Annotated in this window: 21 protein-coding genes, 1 pseudogene and 1 riboswitch; of the genes and pseudogenes, 11 read left to right on the top strand and 11 right to left on the bottom strand. The window is 68.7% G+C overall.

Annotated features, from left to right (window positions below; genetic code table 11):
* The first annotated feature begins 3 nt into the window (after positions 1 to 3).
* The 4 genes from treS to LZ199_RS03135 all read left to right on the top strand — a co-directional run bounded on the left by treS (position 4) and on the right by LZ199_RS03135 (position 5,964).
* Positions 4 to 1,659 (top strand): maltose alpha-D-glucosyltransferase, encoded by a 1,656-nt coding sequence (gene treS / locus LZ199_RS03150; protein WP_253992144.1) that lies wholly within the window; start codon positions 4 to 6, stop codon positions 1,657 to 1,659.
* A complete protein-coding gene (locus LZ199_RS03145) occupies positions 1,656 to 2,990 on the top strand; it encodes a maltokinase N-terminal cap-like domain-containing protein (RefSeq protein WP_253992143.1) in 1,335 nt (444 codons plus the stop codon). Before treS ends, LZ199_RS03145 begins: the two co-directional genes overlap by 4 nt.
* Complete coding sequence (gene glgB / locus LZ199_RS03140; protein ID WP_253992142.1) at positions 2,987 to 5,191, top strand: 1,4-alpha-glucan branching protein GlgB; 2,205 nt, start codon at positions 2,987 to 2,989, stop codon at positions 5,189 to 5,191. The genes LZ199_RS03145 and glgB overlap by 4 nt, the downstream gene beginning before the upstream one ends.
* A gap of 563 nt (positions 5,192 to 5,754) precedes the next feature.
* Entirely contained in the window at positions 5,755 to 5,964 is a 210-nt protein-coding gene (locus LZ199_RS03135; protein ID WP_253992141.1) for a hypothetical protein, read from the top strand.
* Positions 5,965 to 6,155: 191 nt separating this feature from the next.
* Here LZ199_RS03135 and LZ199_RS03130 read toward each other — a convergent pair whose 3' ends face one another.
* Genes LZ199_RS03130 through LZ199_RS03120 form a run of 3 tightly spaced genes read right to left on the bottom strand, consistent with a single transcriptional unit; the run spans position 6,156 to position 8,279 of the window.
* Positions 6,156 to 6,680: a gamma-glutamylcyclotransferase gene (locus tag LZ199_RS03130; RefSeq protein ID WP_253992140.1), complete on the bottom strand. Its 525-nt coding sequence runs from the start codon at positions 6,678 to 6,680 to the stop codon at positions 6,156 to 6,158.
* A gap of 10 nt (positions 6,681 to 6,690) precedes the next feature.
* On the bottom strand, positions 6,691 to 7,284 hold the full coding sequence (locus LZ199_RS03125) for a GbsR/MarR family transcriptional regulator (RefSeq protein WP_253992139.1): 594 nt from the start codon (positions 7,282 to 7,284) through the stop codon (positions 6,691 to 6,693).
* Positions 7,281 to 8,279, bottom strand: a complete 999-nt coding sequence (locus LZ199_RS03120) for a polyprenyl synthetase family protein (RefSeq protein WP_163869778.1) — start codon at positions 8,277 to 8,279, stop codon at positions 7,281 to 7,283. The genes LZ199_RS03125 and LZ199_RS03120 overlap by 4 nt, the downstream gene beginning before the upstream one ends.
* A gap of 186 nt (positions 8,280 to 8,465) precedes the next feature.
* Between LZ199_RS03120 and LZ199_RS03115 the strand changes: the two genes are divergently transcribed.
* A complete protein-coding gene (locus tag LZ199_RS03115; protein WP_253992138.1) occupies positions 8,466 to 9,965 on the top strand; it encodes an MFS transporter in 1,500 nt (499 codons plus the stop codon).
* Between the two features lie 51 nt (positions 9,966 to 10,016).
* On the opposite strand, the gene LZ199_RS03110 is transcribed toward LZ199_RS03115, so the two are convergent.
* On the bottom strand, positions 10,017 to 11,549 hold the full coding sequence (locus LZ199_RS03110) for a methyl-accepting chemotaxis protein (RefSeq protein ID WP_253992137.1): 1,533 nt from the start codon (positions 11,547 to 11,549) through the stop codon (positions 10,017 to 10,019).
* 197 nt (positions 11,550 to 11,746) lie between these two features.
* Here LZ199_RS03110 and LZ199_RS03105 point away from each other — a divergent pair, with 197 nt between their 5' ends.
* On the top strand, positions 11,747 to 12,691 hold the full coding sequence (locus LZ199_RS03105; RefSeq protein WP_253992136.1) for an alpha/beta fold hydrolase: 945 nt from the start codon (positions 11,747 to 11,749) through the stop codon (positions 12,689 to 12,691).
* A 19-nt stretch (positions 12,692 to 12,710) separates the two neighbouring features.
* On the opposite strand, the gene LZ199_RS03100 is transcribed toward LZ199_RS03105, so the two are convergent.
* Positions 12,711 to 13,010, bottom strand: a complete 300-nt coding sequence (locus LZ199_RS03100) for a hypothetical protein (protein ID WP_253992135.1) — start codon at positions 13,008 to 13,010, stop codon at positions 12,711 to 12,713.
* 114 nt (positions 13,011 to 13,124) lie between these two features.
* Entirely contained in the window at positions 13,125 to 14,483 is a 1,359-nt protein-coding gene (locus LZ199_RS03095) for an amidohydrolase (RefSeq protein ID WP_253992134.1), read from the bottom strand.
* Between the two features lie 198 nt (positions 14,484 to 14,681).
* On the opposite strand from LZ199_RS03095, the gene LZ199_RS03090 reads away from it, so the two are divergent.
* The gene (locus LZ199_RS03090; protein WP_253992133.1) at positions 14,682 to 15,743 is read left to right on the top strand and encodes a hypothetical protein; all 1,062 of its coding nucleotides are present in this window, start codon (positions 14,682 to 14,684) and stop codon (positions 15,741 to 15,743) included.
* Positions 15,744 to 16,032: 289 nt separating this feature from the next.
* Here LZ199_RS03090 and sugE read toward each other — a convergent pair whose 3' ends face one another.
* Together sugE and LZ199_RS03080 are read right to left on the bottom strand one after the other, a co-directional pair.
* Positions 16,033 to 16,359 (bottom strand): quaternary ammonium compound efflux SMR transporter SugE, encoded by a 327-nt coding sequence (gene sugE / locus LZ199_RS03085; protein WP_253992132.1) that lies wholly within the window; start codon positions 16,357 to 16,359, stop codon positions 16,033 to 16,035.
* A gap of 18 nt (positions 16,360 to 16,377) precedes the next feature.
* Positions 16,378 to 16,437: riboswitch (guanidine-III (ykkC-III) riboswitch) on the bottom strand.
* A 78-nt stretch (positions 16,438 to 16,515) separates the two neighbouring features.
* On the bottom strand, positions 16,516 to 16,689 hold the full coding sequence (locus LZ199_RS03080) for a hypothetical protein (RefSeq protein ID WP_253992131.1): 174 nt from the start codon (positions 16,687 to 16,689) through the stop codon (positions 16,516 to 16,518).
* Between the two features lie 253 nt (positions 16,690 to 16,942).
* Between LZ199_RS03080 and LZ199_RS03075 the strand changes: the two are divergent.
* The 3 genes and pseudogenes from LZ199_RS03075 to LZ199_RS03065 all read left to right on the top strand — a co-directional run bounded on the left by LZ199_RS03075 (position 16,943) and on the right by LZ199_RS03065 (position 20,669).
* Positions 16,943 to 18,257 (top strand): annotated as a pseudogene (locus LZ199_RS03075) (hypothetical protein).
* The gene (locus LZ199_RS03070) at positions 18,247 to 19,896 is read left to right on the top strand and encodes a Tox-REase-5 domain-containing protein (protein WP_253992130.1); all 1,650 of its coding nucleotides are present in this window, start codon (positions 18,247 to 18,249) and stop codon (positions 19,894 to 19,896) included. Before LZ199_RS03075 ends, LZ199_RS03070 begins: the two are co-directional and overlap by 11 nt.
* Positions 19,897 to 19,910: 14 nt before the next feature.
* Positions 19,911 to 20,669 (top strand): immunity 52 family protein, encoded by a 759-nt coding sequence (locus LZ199_RS03065; protein ID WP_253992129.1) that lies wholly within the window; start codon positions 19,911 to 19,913, stop codon positions 20,667 to 20,669.
* Positions 20,670 to 20,694: 25 nt separating this feature from the next.
* On the opposite strand, the gene LZ199_RS03060 is transcribed toward LZ199_RS03065, so the two are convergent.
* From LZ199_RS03060 to LZ199_RS03050, 3 genes are all read right to left on the bottom strand, one after another.
* Complete coding sequence (locus LZ199_RS03060) at positions 20,695 to 21,723, bottom strand: D-alanine--D-alanine ligase family protein (RefSeq protein ID WP_253992128.1); 1,029 nt, start codon at positions 21,721 to 21,723, stop codon at positions 20,695 to 20,697.
* Positions 21,724 to 21,725: 2 nt separating this feature from the next.
* Positions 21,726 to 22,796 (bottom strand): putative zinc-binding metallopeptidase, encoded by a 1,071-nt coding sequence (locus tag LZ199_RS03055; RefSeq protein ID WP_253992127.1) that lies wholly within the window; start codon positions 22,794 to 22,796, stop codon positions 21,726 to 21,728.
* A 91-nt stretch (positions 22,797 to 22,887) separates the two neighbouring features.
* Entirely contained in the window at positions 22,888 to 24,630 is a 1,743-nt protein-coding gene (locus tag LZ199_RS03050; RefSeq protein WP_253992126.1) for a SulP family inorganic anion transporter, read from the bottom strand.
* 214 nt (positions 24,631 to 24,844) lie between these two features.
* On the opposite strand from LZ199_RS03050, the gene LZ199_RS03045 reads away from it, so the two are divergent.
* Positions 24,845 to 25,561: an outer membrane beta-barrel protein gene (locus tag LZ199_RS03045; RefSeq protein ID WP_253992125.1), complete on the top strand. Its 717-nt coding sequence runs from the start codon at positions 24,845 to 24,847 to the stop codon at positions 25,559 to 25,561.
* Positions 25,562 to 25,670 lie beyond the last annotated feature (109 nt).

Here is a 25,670-nt window from a genome sequence, read left to right as displayed (position 1 = left end):
CGTATGGACCTGGATCCCCTCTGGTACAAGAAGGCCCTCATCTACGAGCTGCACCTCCGAGCGTTCCATGACTCCAACGGCGACGGGCATGGCGACATCCCGGGCCTGATTGAAAAGCTCCCGTACCTCCAGGACCTGGGCATCGACTGCCTGTGGATCCTCCCCCACTACCCTTCTCCGCTGCGCGATGACGGCTACGACATCGCGGACTACTACGGCGTCCACCCGGACTACGGCACGCTGGCGGACTTCCAGCGCATGGTGGAGGAGGCCCACAAGCGCGGCATCCGCATCATCACCGAGCTGGTGGTCAACCACACCAGCGACCAGCACCCCTGGTTCCAGGAGGCGAGGAGCGATCCGAAGAGCCCCAAGCGCGACTGGTACGTCTGGAGCGACACGGACGACAAGTACAAGGGCACGCGCATCATCTTCACGGACACCGAGCGCTCCAACTGGACGTGGGACCCGGTGGCCAAGCAGTACTTCTGGCACCGCTTCTTCAGCCACCAGCCGGACCTGAACTACGACAACCCTCAAGTCCAGGAGGCGATGCTGGACGCCATGCGCTTCTGGCTCAACATGGGCGTGGACGGCTTCCGCTGCGACGCGGTGCCGTACCTGTTCGAGCGCGAGGGCACCAACTGCGAGAACCTCCCGGAGACGCACGCCTTCCTCAAGCGCCTGCGGAAGACCATCGACGCCGAGTACCCCGGGAAGATGCTGCTGGCGGAGGCCAACCAGTGGCCCGCCGACGTGCGCGTCTATTTCGGCGAGGGCGACGAGTTCAACATGGGGTTCCACTTCCCGGTGATGCCGCGCCTGTTCATGGGCGTGCGCCGGGAGGACCGCACGCCCATCGTCGAAATCATGCAGCAGACGCCGGACATCCCTGACACGTGTCAGTGGGCCATCTTCCTGCGCAACCACGACGAGCTGACGCTGGAGATGGTGACGGACGAGGACCGGGACTACATGTACCGGGAGTACGCCACGGACCCTCGGATGCGCATCAACCTGGGCATCCGTCGCAGGCTCGCGCCGCTGATGGACAACGGGCGCCGGCGCATCGAGCTGATGCACAGCCTGCTCTTCACGCTGCCCGGCACGCCCGTCCTCTACTACGGCGACGAGATTGGCATGGGGGACAACATCTACCTGGGCGACCGCAATGGCGTGCGCACGCCCATGCAGTGGACCGGAGACCGCAACGCGGGCTTCAGCCGGGCGGACTACGCGCGCCTGTACGCACCCGTCATCGCCGACCCCGTCTACGGCTACCAGTCCATCAACGTGGAAGCGCAGGAGCGGGTGAAGTCCAGCCTCCTGCACTGGGTGAAGCGGATGATTCGCATCCGCCAGCGCTACCCCGTCTTCTCCCTGGGGAAGCTGCGCTTCATCACGCTGGAGAACCGCAAGGTGTTGGCCTTCGTGCGCGAGTGGGAGGGACAGACGGTGCTGGTGGTGTGCAACCTGTCCCGCTTCTCGCAGCCCGCGGTGCTGGACCTGCGCGACTTCGAGGGCATGGTGCCCGTCGAGATGATTGGCGACACGCCCTTCCCCCGTATCAGTGAGCTGCCCTACCAACTGTCGATGGGCCCCTACATGTTCTTGTGGTTTCGGCTGGACCAGCCGTTGCCGGGAGGAAGCCGCGCGTGACGACCTTGGACCTGACGAAGCTGCCGGAGTACCTCAAGAGTCAGCGCTGGTTCGCCGGGAAGGCCTGGCCCATCAAACAGGTCGCAGTGGTAGACCACGCCCAACTGGACGCCTCGCCGTGCAACCTGTCGCTGGCCGTGGTGGAAGTCACCTACGAGCTGGGTCAACCCGAGCGCTACCTGCTGCCGGTGAAGCCCTCGTCGGATGGAATCCGCGACGCGCTGGAGGACGACGGCTGCATTCGCGCCCTGTTCGACCTCATCCGTGACGGCGCCCAGCTGCCCTCCGCTTCGGGCCGCATCGTGGGGGAATGGATTGCGGGGCCCGAGGGCTTGTTGGGCATGCCTTCGCCGCTCACGGTGCGCCGGCTGATGGTGGAGCAGAGCAACACCTCCATCGTGCTGGGCGAGAAGGTCATCGTGAAGATCATCCGCAAGCTGGAGGCCGGGGTGAACCCCGAGCACGAGGTGGGGCGCTTCCTCGCCACGCGGACGACGTTCCGGGCCACCCCTGCCCTGCTGGGCGCGCTGCGACTGGAGGGCGCCGCCGGAGCGACGCTCGCGCTGGCGCACCGCTTCATCCCCGACGCGGTGGACGGATGGAAGTACACGTTGGACCGGTTGCGCCAGGCGCGGCCGATGGGAGACCGCTTCCTGGAGGAGATGGAGGAGCTGGGCGCGCGGCTGGGAGATCTGCACCTGGCCTTCGGCTCGGCGCCCATGGACGACGCGGCCTTCGCGCCGGAGCCGTTGCTGCAGGAGGACCTGCAACGCTGGAGCGCGTCCATCGTCGGCGAGCTGGGCGTGACGCTGGCGGAGGCGGGCCGGCTTCATCCGGACCTGGAGGGGCGCCGCGAGGGGCTCATCGAGTACGCGAAGCGACTGGCCCAGGTGGCGCCGTCCGGCCAGAAGATCCGCATCCACGGCGACCTGCACCTGGGCCAGGTGCTGCGGGCCAACGAGCAATGGCTCATCTTCGACTTCGAGGGCGAGCCTGCGCGCAGCTTCACGGCGCGGCGGGAGAAGTACAGCCCGCTGCGAGACGTGGCGGGGATGATTCGCTCGTTCGACTACGCGGAGGCCACGGTGGCGCTGGAGGGTGGCACGCCGCGAGGTCGCGTGGGGCCCAGCCGGTCGGCCTTCCTGGAGGGCTACCGCAAGGCGACCCAGGGGGCGGCCTTCCTGCCGACGGACGCCGCGGCATTCGACACGATGCTGCGCGCGTTCGAGCTGGAGAAGCTCCTGTACGAAGTGAGGTATGAGATGCAGAACCGGCCAGACTGGGTGCGCATCCCCGTCGAGGCCCTCTTGCGGATGGAGGAGTCCCAGTGAGGAAGCCCGCGGAAAAGGTGCAGGTCGACGCGGAGCTGCGACGCGTGGTGGAGCTGCGGCACCCGGAGCCCCACTCCGTGCTCGGCATCCATCCGGACGGCGATGGCGTGGTGGTCCGCGCCTTCCGTCCTGACGCCGTGGCCATCCACGTCCTCCCGGAGTTCGGAGGCCGCGTCCCGATGACGCACCGCCAGGACGGCGTCTTCGAGGCCCGCGTCAACGGACGGGACAAGACCTTCGGCTACCTGTTGGAGGTGGAGTACCCCGGCAAGCGCGTCTTCACGCTGAGAGACCCCTACAGCTTCCTCCCCACGCTCGGGGAGATGGACCTGTACTACGCGGGCGAGGGACGCCACGAGCGGCTCTGGGAGCGCATGGGCGCGCACCTCATCCACCACAACGGCACGCGCGGCGTGTCCTTCGCGGTGTGGGCGCCCACGGCGGCGGGAGTCTCGGTCGTCGGCGACTTCAACAGCTGGGATGGTCGGCTGCACTCCATGCGGCGCATGGGCGCATCGGGCATCTGGGAGCTGTTCGTTCCCGAGGTGGGCGAAGGCGCGCGCTACAAGTTCGAGATTCGCCCCGGCCAGGGCGGGCCTCGCGTGCTGAAGTCGGACCCGTTCGCCTTCCGCGCCGAGATGCCTCCGGCCACCGCGTCCGTGGTGCATGACCTGGGGCGCTACGGCTGGGGTGATGGCCCCTGGTTGGAGGAGCGCACTCGGAAGTCCGACGTCACGCACCAGCCCTGGAGCGTGTACGAGGTGCACCTGGGGAGCTGGCGCCGGGTGGTGGAGGACGGCGACCGCCCCATGACGTACCGCGAGCTGGCGCCGGCGCTGGCGGAGTACGTCAAGCACATGGGCTTCACGCACGTGGAGCTGCTCCCCGTGTCGGAGCATCCCTACGGCGGCTCGTGGGGCTACCAGGTCAGTGGCTACTACGCGCCCACCGCGCGCTTCGGCCACCCGGACGACTTCCGCTTCATGGTGGACCACCTGCACCAGGAGGGCATCGGCGTCATCGTCGACTGGGTGCCCGGCCACTTCCCCCGGGACGCGCACGCGCTGGGCGAGTTCGACGGCACGGCGCTGTACGAGCACGCGGATCCGCGCAAGGGCGCGCAGCCGGACTGGGGCACGCTGGTCTTCAACTTCGGCCGCAACGAGGTCCGCAACTTCCTCATCGCCAACGCGCTGTTCTGGATTGAGGAGTACCACATCGATGGTCTGCGCGTGGACGCGGTGGCGTCGATGCTCTACCTCGACTACAGCCGCAAGCAGGGCGAGTGGATTCCGAATCGCTGGGGTGGCCGGGAGAACGAGGAGGCCATCCAGTTCCTGCGCGAGCTGAATGAGACGGTGCGCCGCAAGCACCCGGGCGTCGTGGTCATCGCCGAGGAGTCCACCGCGTGGCCGAAGGTCTCCTCGCCCGTGAGCGAGGGCGGCCTGGGCTTCCACTTCAAGTGGAACATGGGGTGGATGCACGACACGCTGTCGTACTTCTCCAAGGACCCCATCTACCGGCAATACCACCACAACCAGCTCACGTTCGGGCTGCTGTACGCGTTCAGCGAGCACTTCATGTTGCCGCTGAGCCATGACGAGGTGGTGCACGGCAAGGGCAGCTTGTACGGGCGCATGCCGGGAGACCCGTGGCAGAAGCGCGCCAACCTGCGCTCGCTGTTCGCGTGGATGTGGGCGCACCCGGGCAAGAAGCTGCTCTTCATGGGCGGCGAGTTCGGCCAGCCGTCCGAGTGGAACCACGACAAGAGCCTGGACTGGCACCTGACACAGGACCCGGGACATCAGGGCATCCAGCGACTGGTCGCGAAGCTGAACCACGTCTACAGGGAGCTGCCCGCGCTGCATGACGCGGACAGTGAGCCGGTGGGCTTCCAGTGGCTGCAGCCGGACTCCGCGGCGTCGAACGTGCTGGCCTTCATCCGGCGCTCGCGGCAGCCGGGACGCCATGTGGTGTGCGTGGCCAACCTCTCCCCCACCGTGCGCGAGAACTACCGCGTGGGCTTCCCGCTGCACACCCACTACGTGGAGATCCTCAACTCCGACGCGGGCGAGTACGGCGGCTCCAACGTGGGAAACATGGGTCAGCTCCACACGGAGGCCACGGGCTGGGATGGACAGCCGGCTTCCGCGCTGCTCACCCTGCCCCCGCTGTCTGTATTGTGGTTCACGCCGGGCTGAAGACAGACAATACAGACAATGCAATCACAGACATTCACGCCTGTCTGCGGTTGCATTGTCTTTCGTTACCAGTCGTCGTCGCTACCCCTGAAAACCACTGAACATCCAGCCATGTAGGCATGGGCCTTCGTGCGCGCCGGTGTCCAGGGCAGCAGACCCGTGCCAAAGGGGTGGAAAATCACTGATCATCAGAGCATGTAGGCATGGGATTTCCCGCCAGGCCGATCGCCGGGTGATCGACTGGCCTCGGGTTTTGGAAGCACTTTCGACCCACTGATAAGATGTTCAGGCATCCTCAAGCCCGCATTATCAGGCCGAAACGCGCTCAACCCCTGATGACTTTTGGACAATTCGCGTAGAGGCGAGGGACAGAAACCACTGATGCCTTGTTCATGTAGGCATGGCCCTTGAGATCGCCGGGTGATCTGAACGGTGGAGCCCGGCGCTCGCTTCCCCTCCAGGCCACCCGCGCCGCGCCGGGCTCGGCGATGGGAGCAGGCATTGCGGCCCCCCTGGGCGGCCCCCACCGTATGGGGACTACACCCCAGCCAGAGGAACGCGAGATGGCCCGAAAGAAGATCGCCGAGGGATATGGCGGCACCAGCGAGCAGCGCCAGCGGCAGCTCCAGGGCGACAACTTCTCAGAACGTGCGCCTCACACCCCGGCCGAAGCCGAGGCCACCCGGAGCACGCCTGACAAGGATGGGACCGTCGTCACCGTCCACCCGCTGGAGGACGAGGACGAGACGGACCTCTGGCACGGCAAGGCTTGAGCGCCGCGTCCTCGGCCGGCTACGCGCGCATGAAGAGGAAGTACAGCAGCGCGCTCAGCACCACGGAAACGAGGATGCTGCCCAGACAACCCAATCGGTTCGAAAAGAAGAAGAACATGGACGCGGAGGGAACCTAGGCACCGCCGCCCGGAATGGCACGGTGCCCCGCCTCCCCTCCCGTCCAGCGTCCGTCAGGCCCCGCCGCGCTTCAGCCGCTCCACGTAATCCGCGGGCAGCCCGGCCGCCTGGGCGCCCCGCACCAGTGCCTCCACGAAGCGGGGGCTCACCGGGCCGTCCTGCGCCGCGCGCCTCGGGTTGGTGACGAAGGCCGTGGCCTCCACCTCCTGCCCGTCCACGAGCACCTTCACCGTGCGCTCCACGCACATGCCCGTCACGAAGCCTTCCTTGTGCTGCACGATGGGCCAGTCCTGGCCCTGGATCTCGAAGAGACGCCCGAACACCTGGCCTCCCGTCGCATCCGCCAGCCCCGCCACCCGCCCACCCCACCAGCGCGACGGGAAGTCGTAGACCAGGTCCACGTCCACCGCCTCCGCCAGCCGCCCCTCCGGCAGCTCGAAGAAGCCATACGAGTGCTGCTGCTTCCACTCGTCGAACGCGGCCCGGTCCAGGATGGTGGAGTACGCGAAGTACAGCCGCTTCGCGTTCGGGTCCGCACCCTCCCGCGCCTTCATCACCATGTCGTAATGCGAATCCATGTGACGTCCCCTACCGCTCGTTCCGCCGCGAGGCGCCGTCCCGGAACACCGCCAGCACCCCGGACACGTCCAACCGCGACGTCTTGATGAACAGCCGCAGCGCCCGCTCCACGTGCTCCGCCAGCGTGGCCATCTTCTCCAGCCGCTCCAGCCGATCACTCGGGACCTGGCCCGCCACCTCCGCCAGCCGCCGCGCCTCGGCGAGGTCCGCGCGGATGCGCGCCACGAAGCCCGCCTCGCGCTCCTCGATGACGTGCCGCACCATCCGCACCAGGTCCGTCTCCGCGCCGTAGCGCCAGACCGTGTCCTGCGGCAGCCGCACCCGCTGGATGACGCCCCAGCGCTCCAAGTCGCGCAGCAGCATGGAGACGCCGCCCTTGGACAAGTCCAGCTCGCGCTCGATTTCACCCGCCGTCAGCGGCTCGCCCCGCAGGTACAGGAGCGCCCACACCCGGCCCTGGTTGCGCTTGAAGCCCCAGAACTCGATGACATTGCCCACCGCGTCCACCGCGATGGCTTCCCACGGCGCGAGCCGGCCCTCGATGACCGGCGCATCCGGGTTGCTCGGACTCCCGTGTCCCCCCGTCCACAGGTAGCCTTTCATGCGGCCCGCCCCTGGACTTGCTCCGCGATTCCCGCCGACAGCTTGCGCGCCCAGCCCACCAGCTCCGCGCCCGCCGGCTCGTGGGCGAAGTGGCCCAGCTTGTCGAGCGCCGCTTCAATCTCCACGTTCATCCGCGCCATGGACGCCTCCACCGCGCCGGTGGCTTCAATCGCGGCGCCAATCTCCTTCGTGCGGTCGGGCGTAATCGTGGAGAAGGCCCACGCGTCCTTCAGCTTGCGCCGCAGGCTCTCGTCCTTCGCCACCGCGAGCAGGATGGGCATCGACGGGGTGCGCGAGTGCACATCCGCGTACCGCGGCTTGCCCACGTCCGTGCCCAGGATGTCGCGGATGTCGTCGGCGATCTGAAACGCCACGCCCAGGTGACGGCCGAACCCGTCGAAGCGGTCCACCGCCTCCGGCAGGTTCGCCAGCGTCGCCGCCGCGTGTCCGCACCAGCCGAACAGCGAGCCCGTCTTGCCCTCGGCGATGAAGCGCAGCCGGTTCATCGGCAGGTCCAGGTCGCCTCGCGCCTCGACCTCGGCGATGGCCGCGCGGGTCATCTCGGAGACGACCGACAGCGCCGACAAGGTCAGCCGCGAGTCGAGCTGCGCCAGGTGGTGCAGGCCCGTGGACAGGATGAGGTCGCCGCTCATCACCGCCACGATGTTGCCCCAGCGCGCGTTCACCGTCGGGCGGCCCCGGCGGAACATGCCCGCGTCCACCACGTCGTCATGCAGCAGGCTCGCCGAGTGGATGAGCTCCGCCGCCACCGCCACGTCCACCAGTCGCTCCGGCGCCACACCCACCGCGCCGCCGAACAACCGCACCAGCATGGGACGCGCGCGCTTGCCGCCAGTGCCCACGCAGAGGTGCCGGGCCGCTTCCATCAGCGTGTCGCCCTTCACGTCCGGACCGGCGTTGCCATCCACCAGCGTGCTGTCGAGCCGCTGCTCCACCGCCGCCAGAAAGTCCGTGAGCTCCCGAGCCAGTTCCATGTGCGCCGTTCTCCTCGGACGTTCATATAGTTCAAGACCGCTTGAACTGCACCTGATTCCAGCGCCCCCTCCGGCCAGGGGGGCGGGCGGCCGGACTCGCCCGGGGCCCGAGCAGGCGGCCAGAGGGGGGACAAGGTCGGATTGAGGCGCCTGGGGGCGCCGTGCGACAGACGGAGGCGCCCCTCGATGAGCACCGCTGCCTTCCGCCGCTACGTCCTGAGCAGCTTCGCCTCGCTCGCCTCCGCCGTCCCCCTCTTCCGTCCGGGTTCGTCGCTGCCCGGCTCGGCCGCGCCCCTCCTGGGTGCTCCCCCGGCGGACAGCCCCGACGTCCCCTCGCACACCCCCGCGAAGAGGCTGCGCGCGACGCTGGGCGCATCCGTGGTGGAGGGCATGTTCACGGAGGTCTTCACCGCCTGCGCGGGCGCCACCGTGCTGACGGCGTGGGCCATCGCCCTGGGGCTGGGGCCGCTGCTGGTGGGCGTGATGACGGCGCTGCCGTTCCTCGCCCAGTTCGTGCAGTTCCCCGCCGCGTGGCTGACGTCCGCCTTCGGCCACCGGCGCGTGGCGCTGACGGCGGTGTGCCTGTCGCGCCTGGTGATGTTCCCGCTGGCCGTCCTGCCCTGGTTGGACCTGGAGCTGGCGGCGCGGCAGCACGTGCTGCTCGTCGTCGCGGGGGCGTCGGCGGTGCTGGGCGTGGTGGGCAACAACGCGTGGGTGGCGTGGATGGGGGAGCTGGTGCCGCGCGCCGTGCGCGGACGCTTCTTCGGACGGCGCACCGCGCTCACCACGCTGGCGGGCACGCTGGCGTCGCTCGGCGCGGGCCTGTTGATGGACCGGCTGCGTCCCGCCGAGGGCCTGGGCGTGGCCCTGCCCCTGCTGGCGCTGGGCGCGTGTGTCATGGGCGTGGTGACGACGCTGCTGATGGCCAGCCAGCATGACCCCGCGCCGCCGGGCACCGCGCCCCGGCTGGAGCTGAGGGGCGCGCTGGTGCCGCTGAAGGACCCGCTCGCGCGGCGCGTGCTCACCTACCAGGTCGCCTGGAACGCGGCGGTGGGCGTGTCCGCGCCGTTCTTCGCGCTGCACAGCCTCCAGAACCTCAAGATGACCTTCGTCATCATGGCCCTGCATGCCGCGGCCGTCGCCGGGGTGCGCATCCTCACCGCCCCTCTATGGGGGAAGATGATCGACAAGGTGGGCGCGCAGCCGGTGCTGCTGGCGTGCTCGCTGGGCATCGGCGTGATTCCGGCGCTGTGGCTCTTGCCGTCGGCGGGGACGCTGTGGCCCCTGCTCTTCGACGTGCTGCTCGCAGGCTCCCTGTGGAGCGGTCACGGCCTGGCCATCTTCGCGCTGCCGCTCAGCGTGGCGCCGCGCAAGGGCCGGCCCTTCTACCTCGCCGCCTTCGCCACGGCGGGCGGCCTTGCCTACTCCATTGCGGCCGCGCTGGGGGGCGCCATCGCCTCCGCCCTGCCCGAGCAGTTCATCCTCGGCGGCATGCCCTGGGTGAACCTGCACGTCCTCTTCGTCCTGTCCTCGGTGGCCCGGCTCGGCGCCGGCATGCTCGCCACGCGCCTGCCCGAGCCCGGCGCCCACCCCGTGACGTCCGTCAGTGCGCTCCTCGCCCGGCTGTTGCCGCGCCCCGCGCGCGTGCTGGCGCCGCCGAGCACGGAGAGCCACCGCCCGGGCTAGGGAGTCGAGCCCCGCCTGAGCTCCGGCAGCGCCCTGAGCGCGGGGCCCCTCTCAGACGCGGTAGGCCCGCACCACTTCGGCCACCCGTTCGGAGAGCAGCCTCAGGGACACCGCGGAGTCGTTGGTGTTGGAGATGCGTGTCACCGTGTCGCCCATCAGCGCGTTCAGCTCGTTGACGGCGGTGAAGATCTGCTCGATGCCCGTGGCCTGCTGGTTCACCGTCTGGGCAATCTGCCGCGCGGCCGCGGTGCTGTCCTGGACGATGGTGGTGAGCTGGCGCAGCGTGTCCCCGGACGCGCGCGCCTGCGTCAGCCCCGCCTCCATCCGCTGCGTCCCCTCGGCGGTGATCTGCACCGTGCCGGCGATGGCCTCGCCGATGTCGGAGAGGATCTTCCGCACCTGATTGGTGGCCCGGATGGACTGGTCCGCCAGGGCGCGGATCTCCCGCGCCACCACCGCGAAGCCCTTGCCGTGCTCACCGGAGCGCGCCGCTTCAATCGCCGCGTTCACGGCCAGGAGGTGCGACTGGTCCGCCAGGTCCTTCACCGTCTCCGTGATTCCGCCAATCTGCTGCGTGCGCTCGCTCAGCGACATGATGCGCAGGGTGATCTGCTCCACCTGCGAGCGCAGGTCCACCATGCCCTCGATGCTCGCCGACACGGCATCCTCGCCGGACTTGCCCAGCGCCTCCGCGCGCTCCGCCACCTCGATGACGGACTGCGCGGAGCTGGACGCCAGGAGCGCCGTCTGGCGGATCTCCTGCGCCGTCACCTGCGTCTCCTGGACCGCGGCGGCCTGGCGGGACACCATCTGGTTCTGCTCGTTCGCGGACTCGTTGAGCCCCATCACCGAATCGCTGAGCAGCTCCGTGGACGAGTGCAGCTGGTGCAGCAGGTCCTTGAGCTTGCCCACCAGCAGCCCCACCGCGCGCGCCAGGTCTCCGACCTCGTCCTGCGTGGAGACGTGCACCGGCTCGCGCAGGTCGCCATGCTCGGCGATGCGCCGCACGGCGCCGGTGAGCGCGACGAGCGGAGCGACGATGCGACGGCTCATCATCCACGCCAGCGCCATCAACACCACCAGCGCCGCCAGCAGCACGATGCGCAGGTTGCTCACGATGCCGTCGATGTGGCCCCGGGCCTCCGTGCGATTGAAGCCCACGTGCACGGTCCCCAGTCCGCCGGGCACCTGCGCGCCCATGTCCAGCAACTCCACGTCCTCGGCATGGAGCGGCGTGCCCTCCTTCGTGACGGTCAGCTCGGAGGCGTGAGCTCGCAAGAGCTGCGCGTGGGGCCCCGACACGGCCACCAGCGCGCCCTTCGGGTCCACGAGCGCCACGTAGGCCAGCGCGCCTTCCTTCGCCACCGCGTCCAGCGTGGGCTGGACCTCCGCCTGCTCGCGGTTTCGCAGCAGGTCCGCCATCGCGGAGGCGAGCGCCGTCGGCACCGCCGCGCTCATCGAATGGCCCTGCTCCTCGAAGGCCTCGCGGAGGCGGGGAATCGTGTACCCCACCGAGAGCAGGGCGAAGAACAGCGCCACGACGAGCGGCGCGAGGATGATTTTATGAGCGAGGGTTATTCGCATCCGAGCACGAGGGAATGCAGGGCGAACGCGGCGCGGCCATTCTGGACACGTGGCAGGCAAAGCCGCAACCCCGCCCGCCGATTCGTGAAGACACACATTGAAGCAAGGGTCCGTCGATACCCCAATCCGTGCTCGCCGGTGCGTGCGTCGCCGTCTATCTTTCCCGGCGGCTCGCGGCTCCAGGAGAAAATTGCACCATGAAGCTCCGTCGCAAGGTCCTCGTCTTCTCGCTCGCACTCCTCGTCGGGGTCCTCGCGGCCACCCTCCGGTGGGACGTGTCTCCCGCGGAGCTGGAGGCGCGCTACGCGACACGTCCTTCGCGCTTCCTGGACGTGGAGGGTTTGCGCATCCACTACCGCGAGCAGGGCCAGGGGCCTCCGCTGCTCCTGCTTCACGGCTCCAATTCCTCTCTTTTCACGTGGGAGGGCTGGGTGCGTGAGTTGTCAGAAAACTACCGCGTCATCACCCTGGACCTCCCCGGCCATGGCCTGACGGGTCCGGACGCACGGGGGCGATACACGGCCGATGCGATGGCGGAGGTGGTGGAGTCCTTCCGCGCGCGCCTGGGGCTGGAGCGCTTCGTCCTGGCCGGCAACTCCATGGGAGGCTCCGTCTCCTGGCGCTATGCCCTGCGGCACCCGGAGCGGGTGTCGGCGTTGGTGCTGGTGGACTCGGCGGGCTATCCGAGGGACACGCCCGCGCCGCTCGTGTTCCGGCTCATGCGCGCGCCCGGCGTGGGCGAGGTGCTGTCCCTCTTCTCTCCGCGCTGGGTCATCGACCGGAACCTGCGGGCCGTCTATGGAGACCCGTCGCGCGTGACGGAGGCGCTGGTGGAGCAGTACCACGCGCTGCTGCTGCGCGAAGGCAACCGCCGGGCCACGCGCGAGCGGCTGCGCTCGGTCAGCGACGAGACGCGGTGGAAGCACCTGGGCGAGCTGCGCATGCCCACGCTCATCCTCTGGGGCGGGAAGGACACGTGGATTCCGCTGGAGCACGGCCACCGCTTCGCCCGGGACATCCCCGGCGCCCGGCTCATCGTCTATCCGGAGCTGGGGCATGTCCCCATGGAGGAGGACGCCGCGCGCACCGCCGCCGACGTGCGAGGTTTCCTGGAGGCGTCTTCGGCCCCCTCGCCCTTGTGAGCAGCGGGGCCTTCAGCCTTCAGCCCGAGACCCGCGTCGTCATCGGGCACGAGGAGGCCTCCGGAGTGGCTCCGCGCTCGTGGGAGATCTCCAGCAGCGTCACCAGCCGATTGCGGGGGTCCACGACATAGTGGACCGTCAGGTCCTCCACCTGGAAGGTGGTGGACGCGGACAGGGCCGGCGCTCCGAGCGTGGCCACGCCTTCCAACCGGGCCTGGATGGCGCGGTAGCTCTCCTGGGAGAGCCGAGCGACCTGGTTCCAGGCCGCCGCGGAGATCTCCACGGTGTAGGGGCGATGGGTGTTCCTCGGAGACTTCATGCGGTGGTGGCTCATTGCAGGCCGCGCGCCACCACCTCTTTGAAGAAAACCGGACGGTTGGCGCCGGGACTGCTTGCGTCCCTGTAGAAACGTCAGCCGGCGCCCCCTGCCCTTTCAGTGCAGCCCTTTGGGCTCCGACTCCGGGTTGGGTTCCTCGTCCAGGCACGCCAGCGCGGCGAGCAGCAGCGTCTCGCACCCGAAGCGCAGGCTGTCGACCGAGGGGTCGAAGCGCGACGAGTGATTCGACGGCAGGGCCTGGACCTTCTCCCAGGGCGTCTTGCCTGGCGCCCGCTTCCAGGCTTCGTGAGACGTGCCCCCGAAGAACCAGTAGACGAGCGGCACCGGCGCATGGGCGTCCTGCGCGGACGTGCGCCCGTCGAAGTAGGGAAAGTCCTCGCTGCCGCTGCCCAGGCCCGTGTCGACGATGCGCTCGGCTCCGAACCAGGCCGCGTGCGCGGCGCGGACGCGGGTGAAGTAGGAGTCGTCGTTCACCATCACCCGCGTGTGCTCCATCACCTCGATGTCGGGCGGCTTGGGCGAGCGCCCCGCTTCGCACTCCGCCTTCGCCATGCGGGTGATGGCGTCGAGCAGCTGCTTCTGGAGGGCATCCGTCGGTGTGCGCACCGTCAGCTCCAGCACGGCCTCGTCCGGGATGACGTTGGAGCGGGAGCCCGCGTGGATGCTGCCCACGGTGAGCACCACGCCGCCGCGCGTGAGGTCCACCTCGCGAGAGACGATGGTCTGCAGCCGTGTCACCAGATACGCAGCGATGACGACAGGGTCCACCGCCGTCTGGGGCTGCGAGCCGTGCCCGCCCTTTCCGAAGATGCGCACGCGCACGTTGGCGGAGGCCATCATGTTGGCACCGGGATGGTGCCCCACGAGCCCCACCTCCAGCGGCGCCACGTGCTGCGCGAGCGCCACGTCTGGCTTGCCGAAGCGCGCATAGAGCCCGTCCTTCATCATGGCCCGTGCGCCCTGGAGCGTCTCCTCCGCGGGCTGGGCCACCAGCATCAGCGTCCCGCGCCAGTGGGGGCGGGATTGGGCCAGCAGCTCCGCCACGCCCACCAGGCAGGTGATGTGGACGTCATGTCCGCACGCGTGCATCACCGGCACCATCTTCCCGTGAGCATCCTTCATCCGCACGTGGCTCGCGTCAGGGCGGCCGGTCTTCTCCTCCACCGGCAGCGCGTCCATGTCCGCGCGCAGCAGCACGGTGGGCCCCGGACCGTTGCGCAGCACGCCGACGACCCCGTACCCGCCGACTCCGGTGGTCACCTCGTAGCCGATGCGCTCCAGCCACTTCGCCACCTTCGCCGCGGTCTGTTGCTCCTGCGTGGACAGCTCGGGGTGCGCGTGCAGATCTCGATAGAACGCCTCCAACCTCGGAGCGAGCTGCTCGTGTGCGAGCGTCAGATTGGGACGCCAGGCGTTCGTGGGCTGGGTCCGTTGCAAGGTCTCTGATACTTCCATTCCACATCCTCCCCGATGACGGCGCGGAAGATGGCCCTCTCCCGGCGCGCGCGAGCGGCGAGTCCGCCAGGTCTCCGCACCAATGTCCGTGGACCAACGGGCCTGCGGGCATGCGCCGCTTCGCTGTCCTCGCCGCGACGCTCACCGCGCGCGGTGGGGCAATGGTCGGGGGTGGCCTTGTTCCCCACGTTGCCCCAGATGAAGACCGCCATCTTGAGTCTGGGTGTGGTGCTGAGCCTCTTCGCGAGCTCCGCGCTGGCCGCGTCCAAGGAGGGAGAGGCGTGCACCGAGCCTTGCGGCGCGCGCTCCCGTCAGCTCAAGGGGCACACGTTCCTGTTTCCCATCCTCCAGCAGAGCGCGTTCGTCACCTCCCATGTGGGCATCCGGGAAGGGCTCGCGCGGTATGACGTCCCGGACGTCCCGGTGAACGACCTCGCGCCGCTGGATGTCCACCTCACCGGCATCCAGCAGACGTTGGACTTGAGCCTGAGCATCACGAACTGGCTCGGCGTCACGGGCTATGGCCGGGCGACCATCATCACCGGGACGAACGCGGATGGGCTGCTGGCCTCGGGCGCCACCGTGGACCTCCTTGGACAGTTGGGAGCCGTCGCGCGCATCCTGCGCAGCGACACGAGCGGCACGCAGCTCTCGTTCCGAGCGCACTATGGCTACAACCGGGGTCGGGAGATCACCCTGCTCCCGCTGGTCAACGCCATCGTCAACACGCCCCAGATAACAGTGGGCGGCATCATCGATGGAGACCTGGGCCAGTTCCTCTTCGTGCCCCGGAAGGAATCCAGTGCCCAGGGAGGACTCTATGTGGCGCAGTCCTTCGGGCCGGTGTTCTCGCTTCAGGCCTCCGGAGCGGCGGAGTACGCGTGGCAGACGCGTCGCCCCTTCGACAGCGTCCTGGGCGGGCGGTTCGACCAGGACACGCACGCGTTTCGCGTCTTCTTGTCGGTCGCGGCGACATTGGACATCTACCCGGTGACGGCGGTGCCCCTGGCGGTGATGGGAGAGTATGTCTTCCGCACGGGGTTCCAGGAGCGGGTGGACCAGGATGACCGGACCCTGAAGGACAGCACGGCGGCGCTGGGCATCTATTACTCGGGCCGTGCCAATCTCCAGCTCGGCATCGGCGCGGTGAGGACCTTCAACGCGGAGCCTCGCCCGGGCCTGGGTGAAGGGGGGCGACAGCTCGAATCCGGCGAGCCGTCCCTCTCCTACGGAGAGCTCATCCTCCGCTATGTCTGGTGAGTGCGTGCCGTAACAGGGCCGCGAGGAGCTCCGACGGCCCGCCGCAACTCACCTTCTGACAGGCGCGTGTCGCCTACAACGAGGAGGCGGGTGTCGCCATCATCGGCACGAAGGCGAGGTCCAACACCGTTCGTGGCAACACGAGCAACGCGAACGGGGGAAAGGGCATCGGGCAACACGTCAGAGCACGGCGGATGCAAGAAAGTGGTTCACGGAGGCCCCCGTGGTTCGCTGTGCACGAGCGGGCCCATGAGGCCCGCTCGCATCCGCCTGGCGGCCACCTGAATGCTCAGTGCCCTGCCCCGCTGGTGGCCTTCAGGCCGATGATGGCGACCAGCAGCATGGAGAGGAAGACGATGCGCAGCGGAGAGATGGGCTCATGGAAGAGCACCACGCCGAGCACCGCCGCACCGAGCGCTCCGATGCCCACCCACACCGCGTAGGCCGTGCCGATGGGCAAGGTCTTCGCCGCCGTGGACAACAGGAACATGCTGGCGACGATGGCCACGCCCGTGAGGACGCTGGGGACAAGACGGGTGAAGCCCTCGGTGTACTTGAGGCCTACGGCCCAGCACACCTCGAGCAGCCCCGCGATGACGAGAATGATCCACGCCATGACGTACGACTCCTGAGATGAGCGTCGTCTTGTCGTGACCGGGTACGGCGCACCTCGTCCGGGCCCGCTGAACCCACCCTGGGCTCAACGGACGGCGAGGTCTATAGCGCCTCGCCCCTCTGGCTTCAACGTCCTCGAACCCTCCGGGATTCCCCTTCACCCCTGCGACACGGCCGGAGCCTCCACCACGGGCACCGCCTTCGTGCGCGGAGCCACCTGGCGCTGCATCGCCAGCCCCTCCAGGTCCTTCTCCACGCCCAGGCCCGGCGACGCATCCGAGCGCGCCGGCTTCACCCCCCTCAGGAGGCACAGGTCGCCGCTCGCCTGCATTTAGACCTGGCACGTCGTTCAAGTCTGGAAGGGCTGGCAGTACCTTGAGTCTGCCTTTACGCGAATTCCTCTCGCGCGGGCATTCACTCGGAGCTTCTCGCCCATGTCCCATCCGTCTGACTCCCGGTCCGCCGGGAGCGTTGGCCTGTTCACAAGTGGCGACACCCGAGCCCGTCTGGAGGAAGCTGTCCGGTTGGCGCGGCACAGGAACCGAGGCCGTCTGGCCGCGCTGTCTCTGCTGCTGTTGCTCCCCATGACGGGAGGGGCTTCGGAGCCTCCTGTTCCCGAGGACGAGCCGACATCCCCTGCCCAGGCCCCTCCAGCGCGCAGGTGGTACTACGTGACGCGCGTGGAAGCGACGACGCTGGCGCTCCTTCCTCGCGCTGGCGTGGGGGAAGATGAAGGCTTCATCCAGGTGGAGCCCACCTTCATCATCGACGGTGGCCCCGAGTTCGGCGTCAACGTGGGCGCTCCCGTGCGCTTCAGCATGTCGGGCGGCGGTGATGGCGCGGCCCTTGTGCGTCATGAGGACTGGGACACGATCTCGGACTGGGGGCAGCTCGTCCGCGGTCTCAAGTTCGGCTCGGATAACGCGCCGTGGGGCGTGTGGTTCGGCGGACTGGACAGCTACAGCCTGCTCACGGGGCACCTCGTCCGCCGCTACTCCAATCGCACCAATCCCGACTACCACCCGGCAGGTGGCTTCCTCACTGGGACGGTGGGGCCCCTGTACACGGAAGCCTTCGCCTCGGATGTGCTGGGCGCGCGGTTGATGGGGGCGGAGTTCTCCCTGGACATGGAGCACCTCCTGTTCGGCAAGCCCGAGCAGAAAGGGCGGTACACGCTGGCACTGTCGGCGGTGCATGACTGGGGACGCGCTGGAGGGCGCGCGGCCTCGGTGACACTGGCGCATCTGGACGCTACCGCGGTGGTGGTGGTGAAGCCTGGCTATGAAGCGCTCGTGATTGCCGGCTGGGGCGGTCCGTCCTGGTGAAGCGGGCGCATGGGGCGCGGTGGTTGGCGCGGGAGTGGACGCGGTGACACCGACGCTGGACACGACCTTGCGGCTGGAAGCGCGCCTCCAGCATGGCGGTTTCCGTCAAGGCTTCTTCGGTCCTGACTACGAACTGGCGCGTTTCAAGGCGGCGGGCCCTGACGACGTACCGCTCGCGGATGCGCCCTTCCCGGATGGCTACTCCGTCCATGGCGAGGCGGTGGTGGGCTGGGATGCAGTCAGCTACGGAGGCATCTACAAGCACCTCAAGCTGTCTCTTGGTGTCGAAGCGTTCTCTTGGGGACGACTCGACATGGACGGACGCGTCGCCGTGCAGTTGTTCGAACGCAGCCTGGAAGTGGCGATGAAGGGGCTCGCGGTCGGAGCTGGGAAGCCAGGGGCACGCTTCCTGGGTGCCACGGAGGTGCGCTGGCGATTCCTGGGAGGGAGGCTCTACGCGATGGGGACGGGCGGCACGCTGCTGTTCCCCACGAGGGAGGGGGCGTTGCGGCCGGGGGCGTTGCGGCCGGAGGCCTTCGCCTCGGTGGGCCTGGGGGTGGACAATGCGCGCTGACGCCCTGGTGTTGGCGGTGTTGCTGCTGGCCACGGCCTGCGCCTCCGTGCAGCGTGCTCCCGGGCAGGGCCAGGGCTTGAGCTACACGCCGCGCGTGGCCACTCCTCCCACGTGGATGGAGCCTTCGAACAGTGGCCCGCCCCACTCTCCCGTGACCGTGCCGCGTGCCGTATCAGGGGCCGATGAACCGGCGAGGATGAGCCGGCGTCGGCTCCACCGCGAGGATGCGACAGGAGCCGGGCCAGGCGCCGCGGCGACAGCCGTGGGTGGCACCTACACAGCCGGGCCTTCGCATGCGGATTCATGGGACGCGCTGCTCACGAACGCGGGGCTTGAGGATGGAGACGAGCGCCCGATTCCAGGAGGAACGCTCACCCCAGTCCACGCAACGCGACTGTTGAAACGACTGTTGGGAAAGCCCGTCACGCTCGGACAGTTCCCCTCGCGCCTCGCGGCGGGCCACTTGCTGCGCAAGTCGTTGGAGGGCGGCGAGCTGTCGCGCGCCGAGCTGCTGCGCCAGGTCGAGCGCTTCACTCATCTCGCAGTGCTCCGTCCCGACGGCTGCCTCGCGTGGGTACGGAGTGGGAAGACGCAACAGCGAGTAGCCCCCGTGGAGTGGCGAGACGGTGGCTTCCGCGCGCACGGCTTCGAGCTGGGCCGTTTCTACGACGGGCGCACGGGCGTCTACCGGCTGCTGGATGGCGACCTGCGGGAGGCCGACGGGCGCCCGCTGGCGGAGGTCTACGACGACGCGGACTACGTGGGCCGCACGCTGGATGGGACGCAATCGGCTGTCGTGAAGCTGGCGCTCTCACTCGGTCATTTCTTCACATATCCGCTGGACAGCATCTCCGCGCTCAAGAACCTGCCCGCTGGCGTGGCCGCGCTCATCGAATCGTCGCCGGAATACTTCGAGCGCTTCCGGTACATGACGAGGGGCGAGCAAATCGAAGCGGTGGCGGAGCTGGCCACGAACCTCCTTCTCACGACGGGTACCGCTGCTGCGACGACGCGCACGGTGACTGGGGTACTGGCGGGGGCCGAGGCCACGGTGCCGGTGTTGTCCCTGTCCGCACAGGGAGCGCTGACCCTCGAGCGCGTGGCGGTGCCGGTGGGGCGCGCGGCGTCGGTGCTGGGGGGCGGTCCTGGAGCTGCCATCATCCTTCACCGTGCCAATGCGAACACGGGGCAGTCCGCGCCCTCCGGAGGAAAAGGACCCGGGGAGTGGGGACCGTCAGACGAGAAAGGCGCGTCCGAAAGTGCTCGGGCGTACCAGGAACAAATCTCGGGCCGCTCCTACGACGAGGCCTACTGGGTCGGAGGCGTTGGCAGAAAGAGCGGTGGGACGAAGTTCGATGGCTTCAAGGATGGCGTATTGCTGGAGGCAAAGGGACCCAGCTACGCCAAGTTCTTCGAGAAGAACCTCTCTCCCAAGAGTTGGTATGTGGATTCGGGAAAGGCCGAGGAGCTCGTTGATCAGGCCCGGCGGCAGACCGTTCGGGTCGCAGGCAGGGGCATCCTCATCGAGTGGCACGTCGCGGAGAAGCATGCAGCGAATGCCATCCGGAAGCTGCTGGCGGATAGGGGCTTCCCCGAGATTTCCGTCATCCACACCCCGGCACGCGCCCTGGTACCCTGAGACGAGAGAACATCATGAGCACCCAGCCCACTCCCCCGGAATACCCCGAGACCTACTACGCAGGTGCCTACTGGGGCCCGCGACAGGAGTCCGCCGAAGAGTGCGCCCGCCGCGCGGTGGCCTTCCTCGAAATGCTGGCCGCTTGTGACCCCTTTCTGTCGCACTGGAACAAGATTCCCAAGCCGCGCGGACGAGGCCGCAAGACCCCCCTCATGCCGCCTGAGCTCTCCACCTTGACCGAAGCGTACCGACGTGGAGTCAACCGGGAACCCGGCGGGCCGCCTGTCGAATCCCTAGGCCTGACCGTCTCGGCGTACAACGACGGCACTGGCCAGGACCGCGCGACGTTGAGCATGAACTGCGGCAGCTATGCGAACGGCATGTCGAATGCGTGCGTCCTGTCCCTCCCCTCAGAGGGAGAAAACGCTGAGCGAGTCATCGCGACGTCCGTCCTGAGCGAGGTGGTGCGCGCCATGGCGCTGGCCTGGGAGCCAGACTGGGCCGTGGCAATGTCACATGCGTACCGGGACCTGGACGGGAGGCAGGACAGGTCGGACATGTGGCTTGGCTGGGTGACGTACATCGCTCGTCATCGAGGCACGGTGCCTCCGCTCCCAGCTCCCGTGCGCATCGAACCGGTGGAAGACAGAGGCACGCTCATCGTCCTGACCCCGGAACGCTTCACGGTGGCCAACCCTGAGCATGTGGTGCTCGCGAAGCGAGTGCGGGAGCTTCTTTCGAGGGCAGACATCATGCGGCCTGCGGTGTCCTGACCGGGCCCTCAGTGCCTCGTGAGCGTCACCCCTGCGACACTGCCGGCGCCTCCGCCACGGGCACAGCCTTCGTGCGCGCAGGCACCTGGCGCTGCATCGCGGTGTCGGCGATGCGACGGATGAGCGCCGGATAGGACAGCCCCCGCTCCCTCGCTCCGAGCGCCACCTCGCACTGCGCCTCCAGGTAGGGATTCGGATTCACCTCCAGGAGGAACGGGTCCTTCGTCGCACTGGAGACCCGGAAGTCGATGCGCGCGTAGTCACCCAGCTTGAGCGCGCGGAACGCGGTGATGGCGGCGCGGGAGATGCGCCCGAGCAGCTCATCCGACAGGTCCGTGGGCAGCACCAGCCTCGGGCTTCCCGCTGTCTCCGGGCCGAACTTCACCTCCCGGTTGGCGATCTTCATCCGCTTGCGGCTCCACTTCTTGCCGAAGTCCAGCTCCACCACCGGCAGGACTTCCGGCCGCGAGGGGTCTCCGAGCACGCCCACGTACAGCTCGCGCCCCTCGATGAACTCCTCCGCGAGCGCCTCGTCACCGAACTCCTCTCGAATCCTCCGCACCCGCCGCGCCAATCCCTCCAGGTCCTTCTCCACGCCCAGCCCCAACGACGCATCCGAGCGCACCGGCTTCACCACCACCGGGAAGCGCAAATCACCGCTCGTCTGCAGCGAGCCCCCATCGAACGTGGCGAACCGAGGCGTGAGCACCCCGTGGTACTGGAGCAGTTGCTTGGTGAGGACCTTGTCCTGCGCCAGCAGCAACCCCGCCGTACCGGAGCCCGTGAAGGGCACGCGCGCCAGCTCCAACATCGCCGCGACGTTGACCTCCAGCCGGTAGTCGTCGGCGAACGTCTCACAGATGTTGAAGACCAGGTCGGCGCGGCTGCGGCCCACCTGGCGGACCAGGTCGGAGACGCTCTCATCCACGCCAATGGCCACCGTGTCGTGTCCCCCCTCCTCCAGCGCCGAGCACACCTGGCCCACGACGGGGTCCGGCGGCTCTCCCTTGGGTTGATAATGGAGGACCGCGATACGCCAGGGGCCAGGGGCCATGTTCACTCCTCGAAGAAGCGGTCGGTGTAGAGGTGGTTCATCGCCAGCGCCGTCACGAGCGAAGCAATGCGCAGCGCGGCCTCCCGGCTGTCATCGGGATGCAGCGTGAGCCCCAGGGACGCGGTCCTGTCTCCCAGGTGGTCCAACAGCGCTCGCACCACGCTCGGGCTGACGCCGGTGTAGTGGCTCACGCTCGACAGGAGCCGCTGCCGCTCGGCGCGCACCAGCGTCTCCGCGCGCACGGGCGCCACGCCGGGCCCCTCGAAGATGTCCTCCAGGAACTGGTCGAACGCGTCGCGCAGCTCCAGGTCCACCTTCTCGTCCAGCTCCCGCTGACGGTAGTGGTCGAGGACCGTGCCCTCCATCTCCTCCGTCGTCAGGTCCGGCTGCGCCAGTTGGACGAGCGGCGGCGTGCGGCCCAGCCGAGCCACCGCCTCCTCCACGTACTGGAGCTTCCGCAGCGCCCCCCAGCCCTGGTACCGCTTGCGCCAGTCGCTGTCAGGCGTGAGCCACACCGCGAAGGTCTCCGCGAAGTCCTCGTCCGGGTGCTTCTGCGCGTACCAGCCCGCGATGTGGTGGACGTAGCGCCGGGAGAAGGGCCGGGCCTTGTAGTCGTCCCGGTACGGCCGCGAGTAGTCGCCGAACACCTTGCGCCACTCCTCCGTCTCATAGAGCTGGTAGGCGTAGTTGAAGGCGTGCCCGGCCTCGTGGCGCAGGTACATGAGGATCTCCCCTTCCGTCTCCACGCTGCCGCCCAGCTCCGCCTCGATGGAGTGCAGGTCCGGGTCCGCCAGGTAGAACGGCACGCCGATGACGGGCACGCCGGAGGGACAGCCCCACTCGTCGGACAGGTAGCACTGGGGCTTGAAGGAGATGCCTCGCGCCTCCAGCTCCGCGTGGAGCTGGTCGATGTGCCGCTCCAGCGGGGTCCCCGCCAGTCGCAGCGACAGGTCCTTGATGCGAGCCTGGAGGAGCTGCTCGCGCCGAGGAGGAAGTCCGCCGCGTCCGTCGCCCTGCTGGGCCGGGTGCTTCTCGCGCAGGGGGAAGGCGGGATGGGAGGGAGGAGTCCACATGCCCTCTTCTAGATAAGAAGCCCCGCGCCGAGCGGGCAGCCCGGGGCACGTGCACAGCGAGCGACCTGCCGAGGCCCCGCCATGTCGCCCGTCAATGCAGGGCCGGGGGCTCGGGGCTGGGGAGCACGTCTCCGTCACGTCGCTGGAAGCGGGCCACGGCGGCCTCGACGGTGAGGTAGACGTTCTCCTCGCCCAGCCGCTCCATCATCCCCGTGCGCCGCAGCATTCCACGCAGCGGCGCGTTCGCGTCGGCGATGACCAGGACGATGCCCTCCGCCTCCAGTTCGCGGCGCAGCTTCTCCAGGCCCTCGGCGGCGGTGATGTCCAGGTCGAACACGGCGCTCGCATCCAGCACCACCTCGCGCAAGGGCGGCGACGCCTGGGCGACCAACGTGCGCAGCTGCTCCCGGAGGTGGCGGGCATTGGCGAAGAACATGGGCGCGTCGAAGCGATAGACGAGGAGCCCCGGCACCGTGTGGGTGCCCGCGTGGCGGGAGACGTCGTGCCAGCCGGGCACGCCCTCGCGCTCGCCGAGCACGGCGTCGTGAGGATGCGCCGCCCGGCGGATGAGGTCCCCCAGCGCCAGCGCCACGGCGATGAGGATGCCCTGGAGGATGCCGAGCACCAGCACGCCCAGCGTGGTCGCCACCGCGAGCACCGCCTCCACGCGCCGCACCCGCCACAGCGCGGCGATGGCGCCCACGTCCATCAGGTACACGGCCGCGACGATGACGATGCCCCCGAGCGTCACCAGCGGGAGGCTCTGGAGCAGCGGCGTGAAGAAAAGCGCGAACACGGCGACGAGCACGGCGGCGATGACGCCCACCAGCTGCGACTTGCCGCCCATGGCGTCATTGACGGCGGTGCGCGAGTCGCTGCCCGTCACCGGAAAGCCCTGCGTGAAGGCGTTGGCCAGGTTCGCGGCCGCCTGCCCGAGCAGCTCCTGGTTGCCGTCCAGGCGATAGCCATGCTTGTCCGCGTAGAGGCGACCGGCGAGCACGGAGCTGGCGTAGTTGACCAGCGCGAGGCTCATCGCGGCCGGCAGCAACGCCCGGACATCGCCGAAGCCCACCGAGGGCAGCCCCAGCGACGGTGGCGTGGCGGCGATGGGCCCGACGACCTTCACACCGCCATGCTCAAGCTGGAACACCTCCTCGAGCGCGGTGGTGAGCACCACGAGGATGAGCGGACCGGGCAGCTTCGGCAGGAAGCGCCGCAGGAGCACCAGCACGACGACGATGCCCAGCCCGAGCAGCAGCGTGGGCACATGCGTCCGGCCCAGCCCCCGGCCCACTTCCACCAGCTGTCCCGGAAAGTCATCCGCCTTGCGCTCCAGGCCGAACATCCGCGCAAGCTGACTGCCGATGATGATGAGCGCCGCGCCGTTGGTGTAGCCGATGAGGATGGGCTTGGAGAGGAAGTCCGCGAGCGCCCCCGTCTTGAACAGGCCCGCCGCCAGGCTGATGAGCCCCACCATCATCGCCAGCAGCGCCGCGAGCGAGGCATACCGCGCGGGGTCCGCGCCCGCCGCGACACCGCCCAGCGCGCTCGCGGCGATGATGGCCGCGCCCGCCTCGGGGCCGAGCATCAGGTGCCGGGAGGGACCGAACAGCGCATACGCCAGCATGGCGATGACGCCCGCATACAATCCCGCGGCGGGCCTGACGCCGACAATCTGCGCGTAGGCCAGGCCTTGCGGCACCAGCATGGCGCCAATCGTCACCGCGGAGAGCAGGTCCGGACGCAGCCAGGACCTCGAGTAGCCCTCCACCCAACGCAGGCCCGGGATGAACCGGCGCGCGCTCCGCCATCCATGAGTGGCCGTGAGCTTCATCGTCTCGCATCGCTCCGGTGAGGACCCGCGCCCTGACGATGCGTCGCCCGCGAATCCTCCGCACGGTCCGCCGGGGAGGGACAGGCACGCGGGGCAAGCACTGCTCGCGGGTCAACGTGAAAGGGGCCCGCGAGGGTCCGGCGAGCCTGGGGCACTCCGAGCCCACTCGCCACCGCATCCCCAGCTTCAGCCGACCATGACAGGAGGGGGTTCCATGTCTCGATACTTCGCCATGTCCGCGCTGTTGGCCACGCTGCTCGCCGCGCCGCCCGCCCTGGGAGGAGCATTGAGACAGTCGGCCGAGTCCACTGCGGGCTTCATCGAAGAAGAGCCGCCCGTGGCCGGCAGCTTCACGTTCAACCTGGGAATCGGCATCGTCTTCCCGACCTTCGAAACGAACAGCCGGTTCAAGGAAGGCTGGGCCTTCCTGCTCGGCGCGGGCTACCACCTCACCGAGCGAATCGGCGTCGTCGCGGAGTACCAGTACAGCGACTATGACTTGAAGAGCGACCTCCTCGCGGACAGCAGCTTCTCCGGCGACCACATCATGCAGTACGGAGATCTCAACCTGCTCATCGGCCTGGCGCCTCGCGGGCGGTTCGGCCTGTATCTCACCGGTGGCCCGGGTCTGTACTACCGCAAGGTGGAGGTCACCCAGTTCGCCGGCACGGCCATCGTCCCCGTCTGCGACCCGTGGCTGCTCTTCTGTGACAGCGAAGTGGTTCCGGTGGACGCCGTCATCGGCTCGCGCAGCACGACGGACTTCGGATTGAACGGGGGCGTGGGCGTCTCCTACCGCATCTACGGACCGATGCGCGTCTATCTGGAGGCGCGCTACCACTACATCTTCGGTCCTGAGTACTCGACGCCCACGGGCTCGCGCCGCGCGAACGGCCAGTACCTCCCCATCAACCTGGGCCTGCGCTTCTGACGTCCTGGCGGCGGGCGCTGGCTTTGGCTGCCCGCCGCTCCCCGCGGGGCGCCTCCTTCGGGGAGAGGGCCACGCACTACCCTGGAACAGGAACCTGGAGGGACGCTCG

Origin of the sequence: Myxococcus qinghaiensis (assembly GCF_024198215.1) — a bacterium.
GTDB lineage: Bacteria > Myxococcota > Myxococcia > Myxococcales > Myxococcaceae > Myxococcus > Myxococcus qinghaiensis.
This window is presented reverse-complemented; position numbering and strand designations above follow the sequence as displayed.

Coding starts and splice junctions, on each gene's coding strand:
- treS (WP_253992144.1), top strand. CDS start 4: ATGGACCTGGATCCCCTCTGGTACAAGAAGGCCCTCATCTACGAGCTG.
- LZ199_RS03135 (WP_253992141.1), top strand. CDS start 5,755: ATGGCCCGAAAGAAGATCGCCGAGGGATATGGCGGCACCAGCGAGCAG.
- LZ199_RS03130 (WP_253992140.1), bottom strand. CDS start 6,680: ATGGATTCGCATTACGACATGGTGATGAAGGCGCGGGAGGGTGCGGAC.
- LZ199_RS03125 (WP_253992139.1), bottom strand. CDS start 7,284: ATGAAAGGCTACCTGTGGACGGGGGGACACGGGAGTCCGAGCAACCCG.
- LZ199_RS03120 (WP_163869778.1), bottom strand. CDS start 8,279: ATGGAACTGGCTCGGGAGCTCACGGACTTTCTGGCGGCGGTGGAGCAG.
- LZ199_RS03115 (WP_253992138.1), top strand. CDS start 8,466: ATGAGCACCGCTGCCTTCCGCCGCTACGTCCTGAGCAGCTTCGCCTCG.
- LZ199_RS03110 (WP_253992137.1), bottom strand. CDS start 11,549: ATGCGAATAACCCTCGCTCATAAAATCATCCTCGCGCCGCTCGTCGTG.
- LZ199_RS03105 (WP_253992136.1), top strand. CDS start 11,747: ATGAAGCTCCGTCGCAAGGTCCTCGTCTTCTCGCTCGCACTCCTCGTC.
- LZ199_RS03100 (WP_253992135.1), bottom strand. CDS start 13,010: ATGAAGTCTCCGAGGAACACCCATCGCCCCTACACCGTGGAGATCTCC.
- LZ199_RS03095 (WP_253992134.1), bottom strand. CDS start 14,483: ATGGAAGTATCAGAGACCTTGCAACGGACCCAGCCCACGAACGCCTGG.
- LZ199_RS03090 (WP_253992133.1), top strand. CDS start 14,682: ATGAAGACCGCCATCTTGAGTCTGGGTGTGGTGCTGAGCCTCTTCGCG.
- sugE (WP_253992132.1), bottom strand. CDS start 16,359: ATGGCGTGGATCATTCTCGTCATCGCGGGGCTGCTCGAGGTGTGCTGG.
- LZ199_RS03080 (WP_253992131.1), bottom strand. CDS start 16,689: ATGCAGGCGAGCGGCGACCTGTGCCTCCTGAGGGGGGTGAAGCCGGCG.
- LZ199_RS03070 (WP_253992130.1), top strand. CDS start 18,247: ATGCGCGCTGACGCCCTGGTGTTGGCGGTGTTGCTGCTGGCCACGGCC.
- LZ199_RS03065 (WP_253992129.1), top strand. CDS start 19,911: ATGAGCACCCAGCCCACTCCCCCGGAATACCCCGAGACCTACTACGCA.
- LZ199_RS03060 (WP_253992128.1), bottom strand. CDS start 21,723: ATGGCCCCTGGCCCCTGGCGTATCGCGGTCCTCCATTATCAACCCAAG.
- LZ199_RS03055 (WP_253992127.1), bottom strand. CDS start 22,796: ATGTGGACTCCTCCCTCCCATCCCGCCTTCCCCCTGCGCGAGAAGCAC.
- LZ199_RS03050 (WP_253992126.1), bottom strand. CDS start 24,630: ATGAAGCTCACGGCCACTCATGGATGGCGGAGCGCGCGCCGGTTCATC.
- LZ199_RS03045 (WP_253992125.1), top strand. CDS start 24,845: ATGTCTCGATACTTCGCCATGTCCGCGCTGTTGGCCACGCTGCTCGCC.